Source organism: Flavobacterium cheongpyeongense, assembly GCF_003202435.1.
Taxonomy (GTDB): Bacteria; Bacteroidota; Bacteroidia; order Flavobacteriales; family Flavobacteriaceae; genus Flavobacterium; species Flavobacterium cheongpyeongense.
In genome coordinates this window covers 259,393-281,606 of record NZ_QJHK01000003.1, presented here as the reverse complement: position 1 = coordinate 281,606, position 22,214 = coordinate 259,393, and the positions used below count along the sequence as shown (strand labels likewise).

The window sequence follows — 22,214 nt, the reverse complement described above, 5'->3', positions numbered from 1 at the left end:
TTTATTTTTCGTTATTAAAAAAAGTATAAATTACTTCCTTAATTCTATTTTTATCTTCGATTGTAAGTCCAGATCCTGAAGGCATGCATAATCCTTTTTCAAATAAATCTTCGGCAATATCTTTGCCATAATAAGGGTATTGCTTAAAAACAGGCTGTAAATGCATTGGCTTCCAAATTGGGCGGCATTCAATGTTTTTACTTTCAAAAGCGAGTCTTAAACTTTCCCTACTTATATTTTTTTTTGCATTTTTCTCAACTAAAATGGTACTTAACCAATAATTAGAAAACAAGTCATTGTTAACCGTTTGTAGCAACTTTACCTCTTCAATATCTTTAAAAACCTCCTTATAAAAATGATTCATTCTTCTTCGTGAATCGATATTTTCATCCAGTTTTTTTATTTGTCCAAGTCCAATACCGGCACAGATGTTACTCATTCTGTAATTATATCCTATTTCACTATGCTGATAATGAACAGCTTCATCTTTAGCCTGAGTTGCATAAAAAATAGCTTTCTCTTTTGATTCTTTTGAATTCGAAATTAGTACTCCTCCACTAGAAGTAGTAATAATTTTATTTCCATTAAATGAAAAAACTCCAAAAGTACCAAAGGTACCACATTTTTTTCCCTTGTAAGAACTTCCAAGAGCTTCAGCACTATCTTCAATTACCGGAATTTTATATTTTTCTGCGATAGCATGAATTTCATCTACCTTATATGGATTGCCATAAACATGCACAGCTATAATAGCTTTAGGTTTTGTGCCTTTTTTTATTCTATCCTTAATGGCTATTTCAAGATGTTCAGGACAAATATTCCATGTTTCCGGTTCGCTATCCACAAAAACAGGAATAGCTCCCTGATATAAAATTGGATTAGCTGATGCTGAGAATGTAAGGCTTTGACAAATAACTTCGTCCCCGGTTTTTACCCCTAATAAAATTAATGCCAGATGAATAGCCGATGTTCCGGAATTCAAAGCTGTAACATATGATTCGTCTTTAAGATAATCCTCCAGAATCTTCTCAAAATCATTTACATTGGGACCACCACAGGTAATCCAATGATCATCAAGTGCTTTTTGAATATAATTTTGTTCAAAACCACTTGGTTGTGATACGGATAAATAGATTCTTTTATTATTCATCAATTTTCCAATAATCTGAAGCATACCGAACATCATCATCTTTACTATTTGCTAAAGGCAAAGTTGAAAATGATATTAATTTTGCATTTGTTTCTAAAGATTGAATTGCATTTGCATAACCGGCAGGAATATGTACGATTTTGCTTTCTGAAGCATTCATAGTTATGGTTTCAATATTTAAATCTTTTGACGGGTTTTCCCAATTATCAATTTTTACAAAATGAATTTTAAAAGATCCGCTTATACAATAAAAATTTTTAGCGTCTACTTTATGACCCTGCCAGGCACGAATTGGATTTTCATCAGCATTAGTGATAACATAAAATCTTTCGATATCCTTAAAACTAAAATCGTTTACATAGGAAATGGTTCCGCGAGAATCTGAGAAATTGCCTCCTTCAATTATTTCAGGATTCATGACTTAATTTTAAATTACTTTTTTTCAACAAATAAAATTTCGAACTATAAATCAAGGTTAAAGAACTTATAATAATTAGAAATAGTAATACCTCCGGAATTTTTTGATATAACAGAATCACTACAGAAGACACAATTATCTGAGCCAAAGCATAATAAAGAGCAACTAATCTATGCTGAATTTTAAATTCGTTACTCAAAATTTGATATAAGTGTAAACGATGCGCTTCAAAAATATTTTGTTTCAGATATAAACGATGCAAAATAGTACAAATTCCATCGGCTCCATAAACTGCTAAAAACAAAATCCAAATTACCGAATTGGTTGCCAAAATAAGTTTCATGACCAAATAAATAATCCAAAAAGCAATCGCTATGCTGCCAACATCTCCTGCAAAACACTTTGCTTTTTTTCGATAATTAAAGAAAAGGAAAACCAAGCTTGCAATCATTGCATACTTTATAAAATTACTGTCTGTAAACAATTGAATGTTTTTATTTACATATAACAATGAACTCATAACCACCAATGTGTATAACCCTGTAATACCATTAATGCCATCCATAAAATTATATATATTTATAAAGCCTATAAAAGATATGTAAGCCAGTATAATCAGATAAAAAGAAAAATTGTCAAAAATTCCTAAGTCATAAAAAACTAATGTGATGGCCAAAAAGTGAATAGAAATTCGAATTTTATTAGACAAACTCCGAATATCATCCCAAAAACTTACCAAGCTAACTAATGTGATTCCTGTAAAGAAAAAATAGTTGCTTTGTATATACTGAACGAAATAAATCAAAGCTGAAAACCAAAAAATAATTCCTCCTCCGCGCAATGTAATTTCGGTATGGGAACTTCTTTGGTTGGGCTTATCAATAATATTAAAACGATCTGCTATTTTAAAATATAGCAGCATCAAAATTATTAAAAGAAAGCTTAGTATTGTGTATTGCATTTGTTTGATTTTTAAAAATCATTTAATCAATTAAAATTAGCACCAAAACTTTTTAGAGTTATTTTAATTTTCTAAATGAATCAAAAGTAGTCATCAATCCATTCTCAGAAGAAACTGACAAAGATTTACCTAAAGCAGTTACTATTTTTTTATTACTTACTACATAATTCTCCGTTAACTTTTGTAAACGTTCTGAATTTAATGGTAAATTTGTAAGATCCCCAAATTTAGCAACTAACTTTATGAAGGAAGAATTAATCTTCCAAATTTTAGGCTTTTTTTTAAGACTTATTCCTAATATTTCGATTAATTGATTTGTCGATAATGATTTATCATCTGCTACTTGATAAATACCTGAAGGAACTGAAACATTATTTAATAATTCATCAATAACAAAACATAAATTTTCAATACTTAAAAAAGATCGCTGATTATCAAAAGATCCTAAAGGCCAAGGTAAACCTTTTGAAACCAATTGATACAATAAATTTAAATTACCTTTATTCTGTGGACCATGAATCATACATGGTCTTAAAACATAAACACGCTTCCCAATCGGGATCGTTTTACTTAAAATATATTCTTCAGCCTGATGTTTAGAAATACCATAATCTGTACTAGGTTTTGGAATAACGTCTTCTGTTAGAATTCCAGTTACAGCATCAGCAACTGCTTTTACACTACTCATGAAAATAAAAACTTTAGTCTTAGACTCCAAAAAAGCATCAAATAACTGTTTTGTCAGTTCAAAATTAGCTTCATAATATTCTGTTGAACTAGATACTTTTTTTAAATCATGTGCTTTCCCTGCAAGATGAATTATTGCCTCTGCATTGATTTCAATATACTGATTCGGTAAATATCGAACACTTAGTGTTTCTATTTCATGTGAAATTACCAAGTATTTTTGAAGATTAAATCCTACAAAACCTGAAGCACCTGTAATTATTATTTTCATTTTTTCAAAAATCCAATAATTTTCCACACAAATCGAATTTTAATTTTATATGGACTAAATTGTATATTATTCATATATAAGGCTTTTTGAATTTCCTTAGTTATTAACCTATAAGAATCTGATCCTGAACTACTCACCCCCCCAAAAAGCATGGCTGTGGTAGTAATTCCTGAATATTTCCAAGTAATATTGTTTTTAAGAAAAAAACGGGTAATTAATTCATAATCTCCTCCTATTTTAAAACCAGACTCATAAAATCCAAACTTGTTAAACAATTCTCTTTTAAAAAAAACAGAAGGGTGGGGAGGCATAAATCCAATTTTTAGCTTTTCTGGATTCCAATATTTAGAAGAATATATCCTTACAACTTTACCATTCTCTTTGTATTGAACAATATTACCAACAGAAGCCTCTATATTATTTTTTTTATGAAAATTGACAATATCTTGTATTATGGTATTTGATGCAAATACATCATCAGAATTTAAAATGCCTATTAAATCACCTGTTGCCATTTCAATTCCTTTATTCATCGCGTCATAAAGCCCCTTGTCTGGTTCTGAAATCCACTTTGATATTTTATCCTCATGTTTTTGAATAATTTCTAAAGTATTATCTTTTGAATTTCCATCAATAATAATATACTCTATAGTCTGACATGTCTGGCTAGCTACAGAAAGAATCGTTTTTTCAATTGTAGTTGAACTATTATAGCAGACTGTAATTATTGATATTATCATTTAGAATCCCTTGCTAAAATTAATGCATCATTAAGAATATCACCATATTTATTTTGAATTACTTCAAAAGAAAAATTTTTAACAATATGCTTTCTTCCGTTCTGTCCTAATTGTAAGCGTTCTAGTGCATCCTTTTTAAACATAATTTCAATTTTAAGAGCTAAATCATTTGCATCATATTTTTTCGCCAATAGTCCGGTAACCCCATCTTTGACTATATCTCTTAACCCTGAGCAATCAAAACAAATTACCGGGGTCTCACATGCCAAAGCTTCTGCAGCTACCTGCCCAAACGACTCAACCAAAGAAGGAACAATAACACAATCAACATTCGAATAAAGCGTTACTAACTGTTGAGGTTTATTGATATGTCCTATAGAAAATGTTTCAAATCCGTTTTTAATTGAGGCTTCTTCCTTTTTACCACCAAATGTTAGTATTTTAATTTTTTTTGATTTCTCTTTATCAATTGAATTTCTTAAAATATTCATAGCTTCTTCAAGCAATTTAGAACCTTTATAATAATTGTTTATACCTACAATTGCCCCAAAACAGATTATAAACTCATCTTTTCCAAACTCAAATTGAGTCCTATCTATATCAAAGAATCTTTTCTCATCCTTCATTGGTCTAAAAAGTTTTGTATCAATAGGATTAGGTAGTAAACGAACATCAGCATTTTTTAAAATCAAACTTTTTTTTGCTCGTTCTAACATCCAATTGGACGGAACAGTAAAAATCAGATCTCTTCTTTTTGAAAGCTTATTAAATTTGATTTTCCATATGATATAATTCCAATTAAATCCATTCCATTCCTTTTTAAAAAATTTATAACCATTAATGAAATAAAAAAAATTATCATTAACATCATAACAATGTTCCGCTCCACAGTATAACCACTCGTCATGCAGCGTAATAATGGCACCTTTAGGAATCTTATTAAAATCAAATATACTCAAAGTATCGTTATTAATCCAATGTATATGATGTAGTGCCTCCGTATCTTTAAATGCCTTTAAAACTGAATTACATGAAAATAAATTTAAAGAATGCTTTATTGGATTATTGTCAACTAAAAACTTACTTAAAAAAAAAGAAATCAATCTTTTAAAAAATTGAAAACTTGACGCATTATCCTGACTAATACCTAATACTGGTTCAAATTTTAATTTTTTTGCTAAAATTTTGAACTTATCAGCCGCAAAGCCAGCTCCTCCTCGCTTAAATGTAAAAGAATATAAATACAACTCCATGTGAAAGATTCTAAAAAATTAATAATTTTTATTCAATTAATTCTAAATCTTCATTTTTATAAATAAATAAGGCTACAAGAAATAAAACAAACTCGGCGAAAAATACCCTACACCTCATACAAAAAACTCTACAAAGATTGCATAAATAAAACCAATGAGAACTGGTAAAATCTTGAGAAAGAATAATCCTTGTTAACCTATCTAAGTAATTTTTTAATTTAATATTATTAAACTTTCCATGAAATTTTAGAGCTACATATTCTTCTTCAATTAAAACATTAAACCGTTCTTTTAGGAATCTTATGTTAATTTCATTTGAAATTGCCACACCATGTACGCTTTTTGGTAGCAATTCTCCTGTGAAAAATATTTTTTTCAAAATTTAAAAAATTCTTTATTATTAACAAAGTTGATTGAACAACTCAACCCATCTTTGCATGATGGGCTCTTTTGAGTATTCCTTAACACTTTCCAATGCCTGCTTACCCATTTTTAAGCGGAGGTCTTTATCTTCAATTAAAAAGGAAATTTTTTCTGCCAAATGTATTATATCATTAGGATTGACCAGCAAACCGTTCTGACCATCATTTATTAATTGTCGTGGTCCATATTCACAATCAAATGAAATAATAGGTAAGCCACATGACATTGCTTCAATAAGTACCATGGGTAATCCTTCGTATCTTGAGCTCATTACATAAATTGAACTATTAATATAATGTGGGACAGTATCTGAAGTCAGTCCACACAAATTAATTTTTCCCGTTAAATTAAGTTCTTGTATTCTGTTATTTAGTTTTAGCTCCCACTCCCCAATTCCAAAAATATCCAATACCCAATCCGGATTCTTAACAGCAACAAGTTCCCAGGCGTCAATTAACATGTCATAACCTTTTTGAGCATCTAATCTTCCAACAGATATTACACGTTTGTTCAATAGTTTTGACACTGTTTTATTATCAAAAGGATTTGAATTAGGAATTTGAGTTATATTCTTATGTGTTTTTTGCCATTTTTCTTGATCTGCTTCAGTCAGAACAACTAATTTATCCAACTTTTTTGTTGCTTTTTTTAATTGACAGGTACGTATTTCTCCTAACCAACCCCATAAAAAACCTTTATGGCGAGACATTAAAAATTGTTTACGAACGTTCATACCAAAATGCATTTCAGCTACTTTTTTACATTTAACTGGTAAACCATTCAAAAAATCTATTTCCTTCCCACATAATGAAATGCAAATATTAACTTCCAGATCTCTAATTAATTGAATGAGAGTTTTCTTGTATTTTTTTAACTTTCGTTGATGTAAAAAATATTTCGTGAACAAATTTTCAGAATAATGACCATCGAAATCAATATTTAAATGAATAAGCCTTATTCTCTCATCCAGTGGGAATCGAATGTCTCTCTGTTTTTGGTCAGTTGTGACAATCGTTATTTCGTAATAAGGTAATTGAATTAAATAGTTTACTTTTTCAGAAATTACCCGCTCCATTCCACCAGCATTATACAATGAAGGAATACAATAAAGAAGTTTCATATAGAAAGTGTTTTTAGATATGCTTCAATTTGCATTTTATCCCTTTCATTAAAGTTGAAAGATTTACAATTATCAATGTAATAATCAATATGCTTTTCTATCTCTATAATGGAATTTTTTAAACTTTTCACATCAAAAGGCGAAAAAACAATTCCTGTTTTCGGTTTTAAAACCATTTCTTCCTGACAACCAACAGCATTGCTTATTAACACTGGAAGTCCAAAATATATAGCTTCCTCTATTACTAAACCCCAAGGCTCTGAAATTGAGGGAAGGATAAAAATATCATGTGTGTTATACAATCTGTTTACTTCATTATTGGGGACGAATCCAGTAAATTGGATGTTTGAATTTGCCTTTTCTTTTAAAACCTCTTCTAAAATTCCACACCCGACAATTGTAAGTGGTTTATTAATTTCATTAAAAACTTCAATAAGAAACTCCAAATTTTTTTCTGATATTAAGCGCCCCACATATATATATTTAGGGTCGTGATTGATTATTTTACTAACCTGATCTTTGTTAAATATCCCAACACCTTTGGTTTCAATTATAGTCCCTGTAAATCCTAATTCTTTAAATACAGCAGTTTGTAGTTTCCCCGATGGTAATGCAATAGAAAATCGATTAAAAAACAGCTTTTTAATAATAGCTATAATTCCGGTTACCTTACTTTCTCTAATAGAAGATTCAAATTGTAAACAATTTTTACGTTTTGGTGTCAAAAAAATAAAAATTCTTTCTTCTAAATCGTCGTATCCACCATAAATAATTTTTTTGTAATTGTATTTATCACAAATAGAATATAGCTTTTTTAAAGATTGCCACTTATTCCTTTTTTCTATCTGGATGGGAGAGAGCAATTCATAAGAAAACAAAATTTCTTCCTGAAAAAATTTGTTTATAACTACCTGATTAGTTAAAGCTATAAATACAACATGTATCTGGGCACTTTTTGCTAATTCGTTATATAAATTTATTTTATAAAAGGAAGGCACATTATTAATTATCAAAAAATCTAATGAAGTTTTCATTGAAGAATTAAGTAGTTATTTTACAATCATATTTTTCCATTATTTTTACACATTTGAATCCATGCTTTAAATTCTTCTATTTTTAGTTTATTATTAATCAAAAAAGCTATTGCATGTTTCACCCTATAAATGATTAGTAAATTTTTATAATATTTATCAATATTAGCGTCATATTTTTTAAAATAATAATTACGGGATTCAGAGCCAATCTTTAGTAAATTATAATTTACTTTTCTTCTATGCGCCAAGTGCAAAACATAAAAATCTTTAACCATTACAGTCTCTTTTCCGATAGAGATTAATCGATTCGAGATATCTGCCTCTTCATGGTACATAAAAATATTCTCATCAAATAAACCTGCTTCAAAAAAAGAAGACTTGTCAAATATTAAAAAACTTCCTGAAAAAAACACCTGGTTTATCTTATATAATCCTAATTTAATTAATTGACGCCCAAATACTAATCGAAATAAGTTACTAAACTCTGGTTTAAACACAAGATGATTTGAACCATCAATAAAACGAACTCCTATCATTCCAATATTTTTATTCGAATCTAACTTATTGATAATCTCACTAAATATAGGTTTAATTAAGCGAACATCTGGATTCATTATAATTAACCGCGATGATGTAGCAATTTTTACACCCTGATTATTACCGTGACCATATCCTTTATTTACAGAACTTTTAATTAAACTAACTTTATCTAAATATTGCAATTTAATTTTCGAAAACATTTCATCATAGTTATCACTACAATTATCAACCACTATAACTTCTAATTTATCCCCTATATCATTAAATTTAAAAATAGAATCTAAGCAATTGAAAATCAATTCTTGTGAATTGTATGTAACAATAATAATTGAAAGTTGTTTATTCATATATTATTAAAAAATATTTTATTTGACAAAAAAAGTTGAAAAACGGCTTCAGTAGCCGAACTTCCAAGCAAAAAAGTTGGCAAAATATACATATAAAAAAATGTAACCAAAATTAAAACAATAAACACTAACATTGAAAGCAATCGATTACTTAAAGATTCTTCAAAATTCAACGAATAATAATAAAATAAGAGCCAAAAAATAAGGGATGCTATAATGTAACGATGAGCCAGAACCTGAATAAGCAAACTAACAGGAAAAAAAACTATCGAATACAATGAAATTTTATAAAGAAACTGATATTTAACATCGCATTCAATTTTAAGAGAATTAGATTTTAACAATCTTTTATTTATTTTATAAACAAATAAAAACCAGAATAGCCAAATAAAATTGTTAAATAAACCACCGGAGAAAGAAGACACCAAATCCTTTTGAAAATAGCTGCCAAAATGAAACGAAAAAATAAATCCTACAAAAGAAATAAAATAGAAAGCACTTGCTAAAATTAGGCTGGATAAAATTAATTTAGGGATATATTTCTCATTATTTGTATAATAAAAATATATAAATGGAGACATTAATATTATAGCAGAATGTGAAATGAGAGCTAAAACACCAAAAACAAAAAAAACAAGCTTATTTTTTAAAACTATTAAATTATAAATAGCTATTAAAAAAAAGGAAAAAGCAACATAATATCTAATTTGATTAGAAACAGGAACAATTTGAAATATTAAATAAGTAGTGATAATTCCAAAAACATTCGAAAATGAATTTCTGCTTGCAAAATAAATAAACCCTACACCAATTAAAAAAATATGTAATTTATATACAGAAGAGTAATCATATCCCTTCTCTGAAAATATCTTAGAAATAAAATTGAATAAAAAATCACTAGACTCTGTGTGTCCCATATAGATGGCATCATACATATCCCAGTCACTATTGTAGGTAACATTATACAATAGTAAATAAAATATAATCCCTCCTAAACACAAACTGGCAAGCTTATTAATGAGAAGATATTGAAATATCTCAAACCAATAAATAAAAATTACATACAAAAATGTTATAGCAATAAAAATTATCATTTTTAATATTTCATTTTTTTAAATGATTAATTAAATCCTGAATATTTTTTTCATTTAAAGTATCACTATAACGTGCTATATTATTACTTATCTCATTTGATTCAATTGCGCCAATCTTAAGATTATGCTTCTCTAATATTTTTATAATATTTTCTTCGAACCGCATTTTAATTATTTTGGATGGATTACCTCCTATAATTGTATACGGTCCAAATGATTTTGTGACAACCGATCCTGCAGCAACGACACAACCTTGGCCTAACTTAACCCCAGATAAAATAATTGAACCTACTCCAATCCAAACATCATCCCCAATAGTTATTTTCCCTTTAGTTAAAGCTACATTCTCATTAGCACCACCAAACTTATTTTTAACTGGAAAAGTCATGAAACAATCCGTTTTATGATTTCCTCCTAATATAAATTTAACGTCTCTTGCAATAGAACAATATTTTCCTATTTGTAAGCCTTCATCTTTAGCTCCGTATGTATAAATATCAATAGGACCATATGAATGATCTCCAACGTTAACTAAATTTATTGGAAAATATTTTACAGGGAATGTTTTATTATTAGCATTTTTTAAATACCATTTGGTTTTTAAATTAACAAACTTTATTGTTTTAAAAGCCTTACCCCCTAAAGTCTTTATTAATAATGCAGTAAATAAAAAAAAACGTTTAAAATAATTCATGTTTTTTTATTAAAATGTTACAGTAAACTATTTCGAACAATCCGGCTAACGTCCAAGCAACAGCAATTGATAATATATTTTTATACAAAATCAAGCCTATTATACTAAAAGTAAAAAAATTAATAAAAGCGACAAGTTGATTTTGAGTTACAAGGTAATACTTGTTTTGAGGCACAAAAATAAAACTAATATAAGCACTGACTAACAATAGAGTTAAAACTCCAAAACTCAGAACCACAGCAATTGGATACGCATCTATCATTTTAGGCCCACCTATAACTAAAATAATAAATTTGCCAAACAATATTACTAGCAAAATCACTATTAAACCAGCAAGGGCTTCAAATTTAAATATTTTCTTAATAACTTCTTTACGGGCATCGTTTGCAATTTTAGGAAAAAGAGCTCCATTAATACTTCCAAATAATATATTAGGAATAGAAATAATTTTATAAGCCAAATCATACAAAGCAACATCAGCCATATTAAAATAAGTTCCAATCATAATAGCAATACTTTGTTGCTTTATTGCTGCACCAGCGTTACTCCAAAAAAAAGGCAAGGCATCTTTGTACCATAGTTTTAATTCTCCAAAACTAATCCAATGAATTTTAATTTTTTCATTGTATAGAATTAAATATGAAGCTGCTATCCCACCAGCAAAATTAAAAAAGGTAACAATAAATGAAAACTCTTCTATATCATTAGGACCAAGTACAAATAAAAAAATAAAGGGCAATGATAAAAATTTAAATATTAACTGAATATAAGTAACTATACGCATCTTTTGGATACCTTGAAAAAACCAAGTTGGAAATAAAATATTTACAAAAGTGTTCCCAAAAAGAATGACATATATATACCAATACTGTCGAAGAACTGGTATTAATAATATCAGTAAAGTAAAAATTAATGCAGAAAGAGTTTCTAAATAAATTTTAGCTGTAAAAACGCATGAAATGACATGACTTTTTATTGATTTATTATTTGGATTTTTTGCAATTTCTTTAACAGCAGGAAAATCAAATCCGAAACTCACAAGACTTATAAAATAGTTTATTATACTCATAGCAAATACATATTGCCCGTAACTTTCTTTTCCTAAAGTACGGATAAGATATGGGTATATTAGTAAATAAAATAATGAGTTAAGTACTTGCAGAATCGTCATAAAAAAGTAATTTTCAAAAACAACTTTGTTATTTTTAAAAATAATTTTCAGCTTTAGTATCATTTATATTTAATAATTGAACGATCCCATTTATTTATTTTTATCAATTGCTATTTATAGTTAATATCTAAAATTCGTTTCAGAACCAATCCTAGCAGCATTAACAAACCAGCTAAAAAGCCTCCAATTACAATACCTTTAGCTTTACCAAACCTGTCTTTTTTTAAAGGCAAAATAGGTCTATCAATTATCTGAATCAAAGGTGTTTCTTTACGCAGACTCACTTTGGCCAACTCACTTTGCTTAATTAATTCTGTCAAAATAGCTGTATTTGCCTGAACATCAACCTGACGGCGAGCTGAAGGCACACGCCTTACATTCAAAGCAGGATTTAAGTTAAATGTATTATCATTAGCAAGTGCAACCCCTGTAATAGCACTGTTTAATTCTCTACGTATAGAATCTGTTTGTCGAACTAAAATCCGCATATTTTCTTTAGCTTTTTTACTTTTAGTCTCAACATAAAATTTAGAAACTTCTTTAACTAAAGCTTCACAAAAAAACTTAGAAAACAACTCATTTTCAGAACTTACATTAATATTAATTATTGAGATTTTTTTATCTCTTTGAAGAACACTGAGGCTTTCTTCTGACAAAGCATCATATATACTACCTAAAATACTATCCTGTACCCGGGTAAAAGCAGTTCTCTTAATTTTAGGCAAAAACTGGAGTTTGGCTAAATTTGGTTTGTCTTTCCATTTCTCTCTCCAATCTTGATCCTGAATATATAATTCAGCTAACGAAATTTTTTTATTATTATAAGTTATATCAGTTAGTAGTGTTTTTTCAACCATAGCACGGGATTTTAATAACTCTGCCAAATTTGAACCAGTAAAAATACTACCTCCATTAACACCTAAATCAAAACCAAAAGAACTTGCCAGTCCAAGTGCACTTCCAAATCCACCACCTCCTTTTTCATCTTCCAGTGCAAAAGACAAAGTCGCTGTATAGATAGGTTTTTTAAAAACAGAATAAGTTAATCCTAAAATTGCTCCTGTAAATCCAGCTATTACAATAATTTTCCATTTTGATAAAACATAAAAAAACCATTCCTTACTGTCCTTAATTATTTCTTTCAAAGTCATTACATCTTTTGTAACTCTTTTATTTTCTTCCATAAATGTATTTCTTTTTGCCAATTACTCTTAATAGTTAATAATTAATTCAGAATCCAATAATACATAATATTACCCTATTAGCATTAATTTCCTTTAGAACAACTACTTGAACGCTGTAACAATTAGCAAAGCTAAACTTGTAATGACACTTCCAATACTTACCCATTCACCTGTTGATAATTTCTTTGTTTCCGGCTTCTCAGGTACCACAATTTGAGAATCAGGTGTAACCTTAGGATAGGATCTAAAAAACAAAAATGAACCTGTAACTGCCGCTTTTCCATTAGGATAAATGATATATGCCTTTTTCTTCCATCCTTTACTATCAACTCCTCCGACTGCATTTATGTAATATTTGAATCCTTTCCCGCTTCTATAAGGAATTTCAGAATTGAGTAGTACGTTGCCTGTAACTTTAACTCCTTCATTTAATGTTGAAATTTCTATTTCATCATTTGGAAATAAGGTTACATTAGAATAATATTTTTTATCGTTTACAATTTTTTTCCAATCCAAAGGAATTGTTGCATATTTCAACTCTTCCTTTAATTTTTTAACAAGATCATTTTTTAAAGTATCATTTTTGGATAAATTCAAATCTACTCTTTTTATATCGTCAATTTGTTCTTGTTTGATAGGTCTCTTAATTTTCATCCCCTCTAAATTAGCAACGGATGTTAGTCCTCCAGCACGCATCACTATATTATAAACAGACTCTTTTTTATTGGCTAATACATATTTTCCCGGATACGCTACTGCCCCACTAATTGTGACCATTTGTGGCTTTTCATAAACAGCCATTCTTCTAATATTAACAACGTCAAAAGGTTTTAAAACAAAGTTTTTAACTTGTTCATTATTATCAGCTGTGATTTCTAATTCAACTAATTCAATACGTTTAGGATTAGCATCATCAATTTCATCCGATTTAATCATTCTTGCAATTTCAACTCTTTTGGAAGCTGAACCTGTTAAACCTCCTACCTGAATAACCAAATCATTTAATGTTAAGTTATCAAAAAACGGATATTCACCTGGATTTTTTACTTCACCATCAATAGTAACTTTATACTCTTCTCTAAAATCCAGAATTGAGTATACGGTTACTTCGTCTTCTCTTTTTAACTCGATATCTGCATTTAAATTTCCAGACAAAGCACTTGCTAAATCTACATTTACTATTTCTGTTGTTAAATCAGATTTTAAACGAATAATTCTGGCTCTTTTGGTATAAGCATCTTCTTTAAGTCCTTCTGCCCTTGTTATTAGATCTGAAATTCTCATTCCTTCATCATATGAGTAATAATCTGGTCTAAAAACGGCTCCCTCTATTTTTATACGATTTTCAAATCGGTTTAAAATTTTAGTGATTCTGAAAACATCTCCTGATCTTGGCAAATATGATGAAAATTCACTTTCATTAATATCATGAACCTTAAATTCTTTTCCCGTTTTTTGCAAAACATTCACTGATGCAGTATAAGCAAATTCATTAAATCCTGAAGCAAAATTTAATAAATCGGTGAATTTTTCTCCTTTTTTCATCTCGAAAATCCCTGGTCTCTTTACTTCTCCTTCAACAGTAACTCTTTGCGTATAAACAGGAATTCGAATTACATCGTTTTCTTTTAAACTTACATTGTCAGACTGATCTCCTTTTACTAAAAAGCGATAAATATCTATGTTTTTATAAATTTTATTATTTCTAATCAATTCGATATTTCTGTAACTACCATTTTTCCCAGGACCTCCAGCTAAATGTAAAGCATTATATACTGTAGCTAATGATGAAATAGAATAATTACCTGGCTGTTTCCCTCCAACAATAGTAATTTTTATAGTCCTAATTCGACTCAGACTAACACTTACCTTAGACTGGCCTGATCTTACTGTACTGTAAACTTTTGCAATTGCGGCTTTAATTTTTTGAGTTGCGGCTTCAATTGATATTCCGGAAACTGGAATTTGACCAACATACTGAATCGTAATTTTTCCTTCAACACTTACAGGGATACTGGCATTATATTCCTGTACTCCATAAACACTTACCTGAAGTTCATCTCCGGGACCTAAAACGTAATTCATCGGAGTAGCAAGATTGGAGTCAGGCTCAAAATTTAAAGTTGGATTATCAAATAATTCAGAACCAAATATTAAAGCATTTGCAGAATCTTTAACTTTATTATTTACGATTTTTCCCTGAGTTCGTCCAGAATCCTTTTTATTGACAGGACTCGTTTCGGTATTTTTTTTTGTTGTAGTCGTTATTAATCCTTCATTTACCCTTACTTTTAATTTTGAAAATTCAGCGGCACTCATACCTTTGGATAAAGCCATAGGCTCAGCCTGCTCAATAGTCATATTATTACTTTGCAGTTGACTTCGTATTTTAGCAATATCGCTGTCTGACAAATAATCTACTTTTACAGTACTCAAATCACTTGATTTCATTAAATCCTGAGCATTAATCTGAAAGGTAAAAAAAGTAAAAAACAATAAAAGAAGAACGGTTACATTTTTCATATTGAATGATGTTTTGATTGATAAAAAATTCAAATCAGATTTTTTTAAGAATATTGTTTTTTATAATAATCTTTATACGAACCAGAAGTCACATTTTTCAACCATTCTTCATTGTTCAAATACCAACTAATGGTTTTTTCAAGACCTTCCTCAAAAGTTACAGAGGGTTTCCAGCCTAGTTCTTTATTAATTTTAGAAGCATCAATTGCATAACGTAAATCATGTCCTGGCCTGTCTTTTACATAAGTAATCAATTTTTGGGAAGTACCGGTATCCCTGCCTAATTTTTTATCCATTATTTCGCAGAGAAGCGTTACCAAATTTATATTCTTCCACTCATTAAAACCACCAATATTGTACGTTTCTTGGTTTTTCCCTTCATGAAAAACCAAGTCAATCGCAATGGCATGATCCTCAACAAAAAGCCAGTCCCGGGTATAGTTACCATCTCCATAAACCGGCAGTGGTTTATTATTTATAATATTATTTATAAAAAGCGGAATTAATTTTTCAGGAAAATGATATGACCCATAGTTATTAGAACAATTTGTTAAAACATATGGAAGCCCGTAAGTTTCTCCGTAAGCCCTTACAAAATGATCTGAACTTGCTTTTGATGCTGAATAAGGAGAGTTTGGAGCATATGGGGTCGTTTCTGTAAAAAGTCCTTCGGCTCCTAAAGAGCCATACACTTCGTCAGTGCTGATATGATAAAATCTTTTGCCTTCAAAATTATTTTTCCATTGATTTTTGGCAGCATTAAGTAAATTCATTGTTCCGATAACATTGGTTTTTACAAATGCCAACGGATCTTCAATTGACCTGTCAACATGTGATTCTGCTGCTAGGTGTAATACACCATCAAAATTATGAATGGAAAAAAGTTCGTTAATAAAAACTTCATCAACAATATCTCCTTTTACGAAGTTATAATTGGAATGCTTTTGAATATCCTTAATGTTTTCAAGATTCCCTGCATAAGTTAAGGCATCTAAATTGTAAATTTGATATTCAGGATATTTATTTACAAAACGTCTAACAACATGAGAACCGATAAAACCGGCACCACCAGTTATAAGAATTTTTTTCATATTATTAATTTAATAATTTTGAGTTTTGTTTTTCTAACTCACTATATATGTCTTTGACGTCTTGTGAATTTTCTTTTTGCAAAATTAAATTAGCTGTATCTGTATAAACAAAGATTGTATTTTTTAATCCTAAAAAAACGGTATGTTTATTACAGCCAATTACCATATTGCCATTTTTATCAATTGGATGACCTTTAGAAACTAAATAATCATAAACTGATTCAAACGAACCTAAATCAGACCAGGAAAATGATGCAGGAACAACTTTAATTTTCTTACTTCGCTCCATGACGGCATAATCAATACTTATCGATGGAATCTCTAAAGAGGTTTCTAAATCCAGAAAGCCTTGCTTATTTGATTCCCAAACTGTTTTGGATTTTTCGTAAACCTCAGGCTGAAATTGTTTTAATTCATCCAAAAGCACACTTGCTTTAAAACAAAACATCCCGCTATTCCATAAAAAATTCCCTTTTGCAATAAAATCTTTAGCAGTTGTCTCATTTGGTTTTTCCCTAAATGAAAGCACTTTATCCCCTTTTGATTCAATATAACCATAACCCGTTTCTGGTTTGGTTGGAATGATTCCAAAAGTTACTATAAATCCTTCTTTAGCTTTTAATATTGCCTGGCTTATCGCATTATTATAATCTTCAATTTTATCGATAATATGATCCGATGGCGTAACAATTAATATATCATCAGGATTTGAAGCAAATGCTGCAAATGCAATTGCTGCTGCTGTATTTCTTGGAGTTGCCTCAACAATATTTATATATGCCGTTTGGGATTTATTCATAACATTGCCGCTCAAATGATGATTGTCAACATTCCCTACAACCATTACTTTATCTGCTAAATGACTATTGCGGTCAACAGTCATTTCAAATAAAGATTTCTCTTCAAATATTTCTAAATATTGCTTAGGCTGGCTTTTGCGCGAAAGGGGCCATAATCTGCTACCAACCCCGCCGGTTAAAATAACATGTGTAATTGCATTGTTTGCTTCCATATCTTTTTAAATAAAAAAAGAAGTTTAGAAACTATAATCTGTTATCAGCTATAGCTCCTAATACTCCCTTTACATCATATATTAAACTATTTGTTTTTTGAATTTCCGGAAAATCCAACTTTAAAAATTCAGCATGTGCAACTCCTAAAACTATAGCGTCAAATTTTTCATTTGGAAGAACATCTATAGTTGATAATCCGTATTCTTTTTTAACCTCTTCAATATTTGCTAATGGATCATAAATGGTAACCGAAATGCCATATTCTTTTAAAGCTCTTATAACATCTACAATTTTTGTGTTTCGGACATCCGGACAGTTTTCTTTAAAAGTAATTCCAAGCATTAAAAGTTCTGCATGATTTACCGAAATCCCCTTTTTAATCATTAATTTCACTACCTGAGAGGCTATGTACTCCCCCATGCTATCATTTAAACGGCGACCTGCCAGAATTATTTCAGGATGATACCCAAATTCTTGCGCTCTTTGGGCTAAGTAGTATGGATCTACACCTATGCAATGCCCTCCTACCAATCCTGGTTTAAAAGGAAGAAAATTCCATTTTGTAGCGGCTGCAGCCAGTACCTCTTGTGTGTCAATATCCATCAAATTGAATATTTTTGCGAGTTCATTTACAAAAGCGATATTAATATCCCGCTGTGAATTTTCAATTACTTTAGCAGCTTCTGCAATTTTTATCGTTGGTGCTAAATATGTTCCCGCTGTAATAACCGATTTATAAAGCTCATCAACTTTTAATCCTGTTTCATAAGTTGATCCTGAAGTAATTTTTAAAATTTTCTCTACAGTATGCTCTTTATCGCCTGGATTAATTCTTTCAGGGGAATATCCTGCAAAGAAATCTACGTTGAATTTCAATCCAGATATTTTTTCCAGAACAGGAACACATTGTTCTTCAGTTACACCCGGATATACTGTTGACTCATAAATCACAACATCTCCTGCTTTCAGCATCTTACCGACAGTTTCACTGGCCTTGTAAAGAGGCGTTAAATCCGGGCGATTATTTTTATCTACCGGAGTCGGAACTGTAATAATAAAATAATTACATTCTGCAATATTTTTTATATCTGATGTACAATAAAGTCCCTTTGTTCCATTTAACGTTTCTTTTAAAACATTTTGCAAAACAGCATCTTCAACTTCTAATGTTGTATCAATACCATTTTTTAAACTTGTTATCCTGGATTCATTAATATCAAAGCCTACTACCTCATATTTTGTAGCAAATAAACGAGCCAAAGGCAGACCTACATAACCTAACCCAATAACGGCTATCTTTAGCTCATTTTTCATATTTTTCCTTAATTTCGTTTATCACATGGCACGGCTTCGCCATTCAAAGTCACGTAAATGACATGAATATCGAAGAATTCAATTTCAGCAAATATAGCACAATAAGTCAATTTTTTCAACCCTTAAAAAAGCTTATAATCATTCAAATAAATAAATAATTTAAAAACCTATAAGTCAACAAACAAAAGAAAAAAACTTCAAAAAAAAAGCAAAAAATCACTAAATCTTAGTAATTTTTTGCTTTTTCAACTTTTGCCTCCTTTATTATATAAGAATCATCAGACATCTTTTTTGTATTTCATTTTCAAGATGCATCCTAATGATTCTAAAACCAAAATATAATGAGTATTTGTCACTTCCTGAATAACTGCATTTTGACTACTAAAAATACCTGATTCTAATTTTATTTTATCACCCTTTTTATAAGACACTATTGAAATATCAGAAACACTTTTATCTGAAAGACATTTTTTAATGGTTATAATTTCTTCGTTTCGAACAATTGCTGCTTTTCCTAACCAAAACAAATACCGGATTACTCCCGCAACCTGAAAAACCAAATTTCTATCTGTTTCTGACAATTGAACAAAAACGTAAGAATTAAAAAGAGGAACTTCAACTTTTTTCTTTCTGTCAGACCATTGCTTTATCTGAGTGATTAAAGGGCAGTAGCATACAATTCCTATTTCACTTAACTTTTCAGCTACTTTTTTTTCCCATTTAGGTTTCGTATAAACAACATACCAATTCATGTTATTTATTTTTAATTAGAGCCTATTCCATTATAAATAAAACCAATTTCTTTTAACTCTTTTCCGTTTAATATGTTCCTTCCGTCAAAAACAAAAGCAGGTTTTTGCATTGAATCATATACTTTTTGCCAATCATATTTTACGAATTCATCCCATTCTGTAAGTATAGCAATGGCATGAGAGTCTTTACAAGCTTCGTAAGGATCTTGAAATGTTAAAACCGCATCGTTATTCTGTGAAGAACTTCTGGTTTCTAAATAATCTAAATCATTTAAGATCTTTCCTCTCGACACTTTAGGATCATAGACTGAAATTTTTGCTAATTCATTAATTAAATCATCTGCAACATATATAGCGGCAGATTCTCGGGTGTCGTTTGTATCTTTTTTGAACGCCCATCCTAAGAATGTTATTTTTTTATCAGCTACGGTATTGTATAAAGTCTGAACTATTTTATTCGAAAATCTTCTTTTTTGATAATCATTCATAATAATTACCTGTTCCCAATAATCGGCAACTTCATTTAAACCGTAAGATTTTGCTATGTAAACTAAATTGAGAATATCTTTTTGGAAACAAGAGCCACCAAAACCTACAGATGCCTTTAGAAATTTAGAACCAATACGACTATCCATTCCAATCGCGCGGGCGACTTCGCTTACATCTGCACCAGTTTTCTCACACAATTCAGACATCGCATTAATTGACGAAATACGTTGTGCCAGAAATGCATTTGCTGTAAGTTTAGACAATTCAGAGGACCAAACGTTAGTTGTTAAGATTTTATCTTTAGCAACCCAATTCGCATACACATCTACTAAGGCATTAATTGCCGCTTCACCTTCCGCAGAGGAATCTCCTCCTATAAGAATTCTATCAGGATTTAATAAATCTGCAACAGCAGTTCCTTCAGCTAAAAATTCAGGATTGGAAAGAATCTGAAACTGAACCCCATTTCCTGTATTGTGTAATATACTTTTAATAGCTTCAGCGGTACGAACAGGTAAAGTTGATTTTTCAATAACTATTTTATTGCTTTTAGCAACTTTTGCAATTTGTCTGGCACACAACTCTATATATTTTAAATCAGCTGCCATTCCTTTACCTTTTCCATATGTTTTCGTAGGCGTATTTACTGAAATAAAAATAACTTCAGCATCATCTATTGCTTTTTCTACTTCAGTTGAAAAGAAAAGATTCCTTCCTCTTGCCTCAGCTACAATCTCAGCCAAACCAGGTTCATAGATTGGAATATTGTCTGTATTAGGATCATTCCAGTCTTTAATTCTTTGTTCATTCAAATCGACAACAGTTACCTGAATATGGGGACATTTTTGTGCAATTACTGCCATTGTCGGTCCTCCTACATAACCTGCTCCAATACAACAAATTTTTGTGATTTTTGTGATTTTCATATTTTCTATATTATCTTAATCTTCTATTACTTCAATTTTTTCCAATACCAATCTAACGCTTCTCTTAATCCTTCTTCCAGAGAAAATTTAGGATCATACCCTAATAACTTTTTTGCCTTATCAATACTGGCTAAAGAATGCGGAATGTCTCCAGTCCTTGTTTCGCCGTAAATAATTGATACATCTGCAATTTTTGGGTCAAATTCAGTTAAATATTTTTTTAGATATCTAATCAAATCATTCAAAGTATTTCTATCTCCAAATGCTGTATTATAAACAGTATTAATTGCTTCAGAGTTATTGGATGAAATGGCTAGAGCATTCATCTGAATTACATTATCAATATAAGTAAAATCCCTTGAATAATTCCCATCTCCATTAATGACAGGACTTTCGTAATTCATTAATTGCATTACAAATTTAGGAATCACTGCTGCATAAGCTCCTTTTGGATCTTGTTTTCTTCCGAAAACATTAAAATAGCGCAGACCTATAGTTTCCAATCCATACGTTTTACTAAAAATATCAGCATATAATTCATTTACATATTTAGTTATTGCATATGGTGATAATGGTCTTCCTATTACCTCTTCTGTCTTTGGCAATCCTTCAGAATCGCCATATGTAGAAGAACTTGCTGCATAGATAAATCGTTTTACTTTCGCATCACGGGCGGCAACCAACATGTTCAAAAAACCTGAAACATTAACATCATTAGTTGTGATCGGATCGTTTATTGAGCGCGGTACAGAACCTAAAGCTGCCTGATGCAATACATAATCTACTCCATCAACAGCTAAATAACAATCAGATATATTCCGAATATCGCCTTCAATTAGTTTAAAATTTGGATGAGTTATAAAATCGTTTAAATTATGAAGGTGTCCAGTTGAAAAATTATCCAAACAAATTACCTTTTGACCTGAATTTAAAAAATATTCACACAGGTTAGAGCCAATAAAACCAGCTCCGCCTGTTATTAAAATAGTGTATTGCCCGTTTTCTTTCATCTATTCTAG

21 protein-coding genes are annotated in these 22,214 nt (G+C 30.0%); all 21 read right to left on the bottom strand.

Translation table 11 applies throughout. The features are described 5' to 3' along the window. Position 1: 1 nt before the first annotated feature. Complete coding sequence (locus tag DMB65_RS05380; protein ID WP_110305706.1) at positions 2–1,150, bottom strand: DegT/DnrJ/EryC1/StrS family aminotransferase; 1,149 nt, start codon at positions 1,148–1,150, stop codon at positions 2–4. Continuing rightward, a complete protein-coding gene (locus tag DMB65_RS05375) occupies positions 1,143–1,568 on the bottom strand; it encodes a WxcM-like domain-containing protein (protein ID WP_110305627.1) in 426 nt (141 codons plus the stop codon). Before DMB65_RS05375 ends, DMB65_RS05380 begins: the two co-directional genes overlap by 8 nt. Further along, positions 1,558–2,529: an MraY family glycosyltransferase gene (locus DMB65_RS05370; RefSeq protein ID WP_110305626.1), complete on the bottom strand. Its 972-nt coding sequence runs from the start codon at positions 2,527–2,529 to the stop codon at positions 1,558–1,560. Before DMB65_RS05370 ends, DMB65_RS05375 begins: the two co-directional genes overlap by 11 nt. Before the next feature lie 58 nt (positions 2,530–2,587). Further along, positions 2,588–3,514: an NAD-dependent epimerase/dehydratase family protein gene (locus DMB65_RS05365; RefSeq protein ID WP_317048114.1), complete on the bottom strand. Its 927-nt coding sequence runs from the start codon at positions 3,512–3,514 to the stop codon at positions 2,588–2,590. Next, positions 3,484–4,227 carry a glycosyltransferase family 2 protein gene (locus DMB65_RS05360; RefSeq protein ID WP_110305624.1) on the bottom strand — a complete coding sequence of 248 codons (744 nt, stop codon included), beginning with the start codon at positions 4,225–4,227 and terminating at the stop codon, positions 3,484–3,486. Before DMB65_RS05360 ends, DMB65_RS05365 begins: the two co-directional genes overlap by 31 nt. Continuing rightward, on the bottom strand, positions 4,224–5,480 hold the full coding sequence (locus tag DMB65_RS05355; RefSeq protein ID WP_110305623.1) for a glycosyltransferase: 1,257 nt from the start codon (positions 5,478–5,480) through the stop codon (positions 4,224–4,226). The genes DMB65_RS05360 and DMB65_RS05355 overlap by 4 nt, the downstream gene beginning before the upstream one ends. A gap of 28 nt (positions 5,481–5,508) precedes the next feature. Further along, a complete protein-coding gene (locus tag DMB65_RS05350; RefSeq protein ID WP_110305622.1) occupies positions 5,509–5,859 on the bottom strand; it encodes a hypothetical protein in 351 nt (116 codons plus the stop codon). A 21-nt stretch (positions 5,860–5,880) separates the two neighbouring features. Further along, positions 5,881–7,023 carry a glycosyltransferase family 4 protein gene (locus tag DMB65_RS05345; RefSeq protein ID WP_110305621.1) on the bottom strand — a complete coding sequence of 381 codons (1,143 nt, stop codon included), beginning with the start codon at positions 7,021–7,023 and terminating at the stop codon, positions 5,881–5,883. After that, positions 7,020–8,057, bottom strand: coding sequence for a glycosyltransferase family 4 protein (locus DMB65_RS05340; RefSeq protein WP_110305620.1), 1,038 nt, complete (start codon positions 8,055–8,057; stop codon positions 7,020–7,022). Before DMB65_RS05340 ends, DMB65_RS05345 begins: the two co-directional genes overlap by 4 nt. Positions 8,058–8,083: 26 nt before the next feature. Continuing rightward, a complete protein-coding gene (locus DMB65_RS05335) occupies positions 8,084–8,944 on the bottom strand; it encodes a glycosyltransferase family 2 protein (protein WP_110305619.1) in 861 nt (286 codons plus the stop codon). Beyond that, on the bottom strand, positions 8,941–10,038 hold the full coding sequence (locus DMB65_RS05330) for an EpsG family protein (protein ID WP_110305618.1): 1,098 nt from the start codon (positions 10,036–10,038) through the stop codon (positions 8,941–8,943). Before DMB65_RS05330 ends, DMB65_RS05335 begins: the two co-directional genes overlap by 4 nt. Positions 10,039–10,048: 10 nt before the next feature. Beyond that, positions 10,049–10,732, bottom strand: coding sequence for a CatB-related O-acetyltransferase (locus DMB65_RS22625; RefSeq protein ID WP_110305617.1), 684 nt, complete (start codon positions 10,730–10,732; stop codon positions 10,049–10,051). Then, positions 10,719–11,966, bottom strand: a complete 1,248-nt coding sequence (locus tag DMB65_RS05320) for an oligosaccharide flippase family protein (protein ID WP_110305616.1) — start codon at positions 11,964–11,966, stop codon at positions 10,719–10,721. The genes DMB65_RS22625 and DMB65_RS05320 overlap by 14 nt, the downstream gene beginning before the upstream one ends. Before the next feature lie 47 nt (positions 11,967–12,013). Next, positions 12,014–13,087, bottom strand: coding sequence for a Wzz/FepE/Etk N-terminal domain-containing protein (locus DMB65_RS05315; protein WP_110305705.1), 1,074 nt, complete (start codon positions 13,085–13,087; stop codon positions 12,014–12,016). 102 nt (positions 13,088–13,189) lie between these two features. Further along, on the bottom strand, positions 13,190–15,610 hold the full coding sequence (locus DMB65_RS05310) for an SLBB domain-containing protein (RefSeq protein ID WP_110305615.1): 2,421 nt from the start codon (positions 15,608–15,610) through the stop codon (positions 13,190–13,192). 44 nt (positions 15,611–15,654) lie between these two features. Further along, positions 15,655–16,701 (bottom strand): dTDP-glucose 4,6-dehydratase, encoded by a 1,047-nt coding sequence (rfbB, locus tag DMB65_RS05305; protein WP_110305614.1) that lies wholly within the window; start codon positions 16,699–16,701, stop codon positions 15,655–15,657. Positions 16,702–16,705: 4 nt separating this feature from the next. Continuing rightward, entirely contained in the window at positions 16,706–17,713 is a 1,008-nt protein-coding gene (locus DMB65_RS05300) for a mannose-1-phosphate guanylyltransferase (RefSeq protein WP_110305613.1), read from the bottom strand. A gap of 31 nt (positions 17,714–17,744) precedes the next feature. Further along, positions 17,745–19,028: a nucleotide sugar dehydrogenase gene (locus DMB65_RS05295; protein ID WP_110305612.1), complete on the bottom strand. Its 1,284-nt coding sequence runs from the start codon at positions 19,026–19,028 to the stop codon at positions 17,745–17,747. A gap of 278 nt (positions 19,029–19,306) precedes the next feature. Beyond that, positions 19,307–19,780 carry a UpxY family transcription antiterminator gene (locus DMB65_RS05290; protein WP_110305611.1) on the bottom strand — a complete coding sequence of 158 codons (474 nt, stop codon included), beginning with the start codon at positions 19,778–19,780 and terminating at the stop codon, positions 19,307–19,309. A gap of 11 nt (positions 19,781–19,791) precedes the next feature. Further along, positions 19,792–21,195: a UDP-glucose 6-dehydrogenase gene (locus DMB65_RS05285; protein ID WP_110305610.1), complete on the bottom strand. Its 1,404-nt coding sequence runs from the start codon at positions 21,193–21,195 to the stop codon at positions 19,792–19,794. 26 nt (positions 21,196–21,221) lie between these two features. Then, complete coding sequence (locus DMB65_RS05280) at positions 21,222–22,205, bottom strand: SDR family oxidoreductase (RefSeq protein WP_110305609.1); 984 nt, start codon at positions 22,203–22,205, stop codon at positions 21,222–21,224. Positions 22,206–22,214: the final 9 nt, after the last annotated feature.

What these genes read in the sequence shown, in the direction of transcription:
- DMB65_RS05320 (WP_110305616.1), bottom strand. Translation starts at nt 11,966, where the DNA reads ATGATACTAAAGCTGAAAATTATTTTTAAAAATAACAAAGTTGTTTTT.
- rfbB (WP_110305614.1), bottom strand. Translation starts at nt 16,701, where the DNA reads ATGAAAAAAATTCTTATAACTGGTGGTGCCGGTTTTATCGGTTCTCAT.
- DMB65_RS05290 (WP_110305611.1), bottom strand. Translation starts at nt 19,780, where the DNA reads ATGAATTGGTATGTTGTTTATACGAAACCTAAATGGGAAAAAAAAGTA.
- DMB65_RS05375 (WP_110305627.1), bottom strand. Translation starts at nt 1,568, where the DNA reads ATGAATCCTGAAATAATTGAAGGAGGCAATTTCTCAGATTCTCGCGGA.
- DMB65_RS05295 (WP_110305612.1), bottom strand. Translation starts at nt 19,028, where the DNA reads ATGAAAAATGAGCTAAAGATAGCCGTTATTGGGTTAGGTTATGTAGGT.
- DMB65_RS05285 (WP_110305610.1), bottom strand. Translation starts at nt 21,195, where the DNA reads ATGAAAATCACAAAAATCACAAAAATTTGTTGTATTGGAGCAGGTTAT.
- DMB65_RS05315 (WP_110305705.1), bottom strand. Translation starts at nt 13,087, where the DNA reads ATGGAAGAAAATAAAAGAGTTACAAAAGATGTAATGACTTTGAAAGAA.
- DMB65_RS05330 (WP_110305618.1), bottom strand. Translation starts at nt 10,038, where the DNA reads ATGATAATTTTTATTGCTATAACATTTTTGTATGTAATTTTTATTTAT.
- DMB65_RS05355 (WP_110305623.1), bottom strand. Translation starts at nt 5,480, where the DNA reads ATGGAGTTGTATTTATATTCTTTTACATTTAAGCGAGGAGGAGCTGGC.
- DMB65_RS05310 (WP_110305615.1), bottom strand. Translation starts at nt 15,610, where the DNA reads ATGAAAAATGTAACCGTTCTTCTTTTATTGTTTTTTACTTTTTTTACC.
- DMB65_RS05360 (WP_110305624.1), bottom strand. Translation starts at nt 4,227, where the DNA reads ATGATAATATCAATAATTACAGTCTGCTATAATAGTTCAACTACAATT.
- DMB65_RS05280 (WP_110305609.1), bottom strand. Translation starts at nt 22,205, where the DNA reads ATGAAAGAAAACGGGCAATACACTATTTTAATAACAGGCGGAGCTGGT.
- DMB65_RS05370 (WP_110305626.1), bottom strand. Translation starts at nt 2,529, where the DNA reads ATGCAATACACAATACTAAGCTTTCTTTTAATAATTTTGATGCTGCTA.
- DMB65_RS05380 (WP_110305706.1), bottom strand. Translation starts at nt 1,150, where the DNA reads ATGAATAATAAAAGAATCTATTTATCCGTATCACAACCAAGTGGTTTT.
- DMB65_RS05340 (WP_110305620.1), bottom strand. Translation starts at nt 8,057, where the DNA reads ATGAAAACTTCATTAGATTTTTTGATAATTAATAATGTGCCTTCCTTT.
- DMB65_RS22625 (WP_110305617.1), bottom strand. Translation starts at nt 10,732, where the DNA reads ATGAATTATTTTAAACGTTTTTTTTTATTTACTGCATTATTAATAAAG.
- DMB65_RS05335 (WP_110305619.1), bottom strand. Translation starts at nt 8,944, where the DNA reads ATGAATAAACAACTTTCAATTATTATTGTTACATACAATTCACAAGAA.
- DMB65_RS05345 (WP_110305621.1), bottom strand. Translation starts at nt 7,023, where the DNA reads ATGAAACTTCTTTATTGTATTCCTTCATTGTATAATGCTGGTGGAATG.
- DMB65_RS05300 (WP_110305613.1), bottom strand. Translation starts at nt 17,713, where the DNA reads ATGGAAGCAAACAATGCAATTACACATGTTATTTTAACCGGCGGGGTT.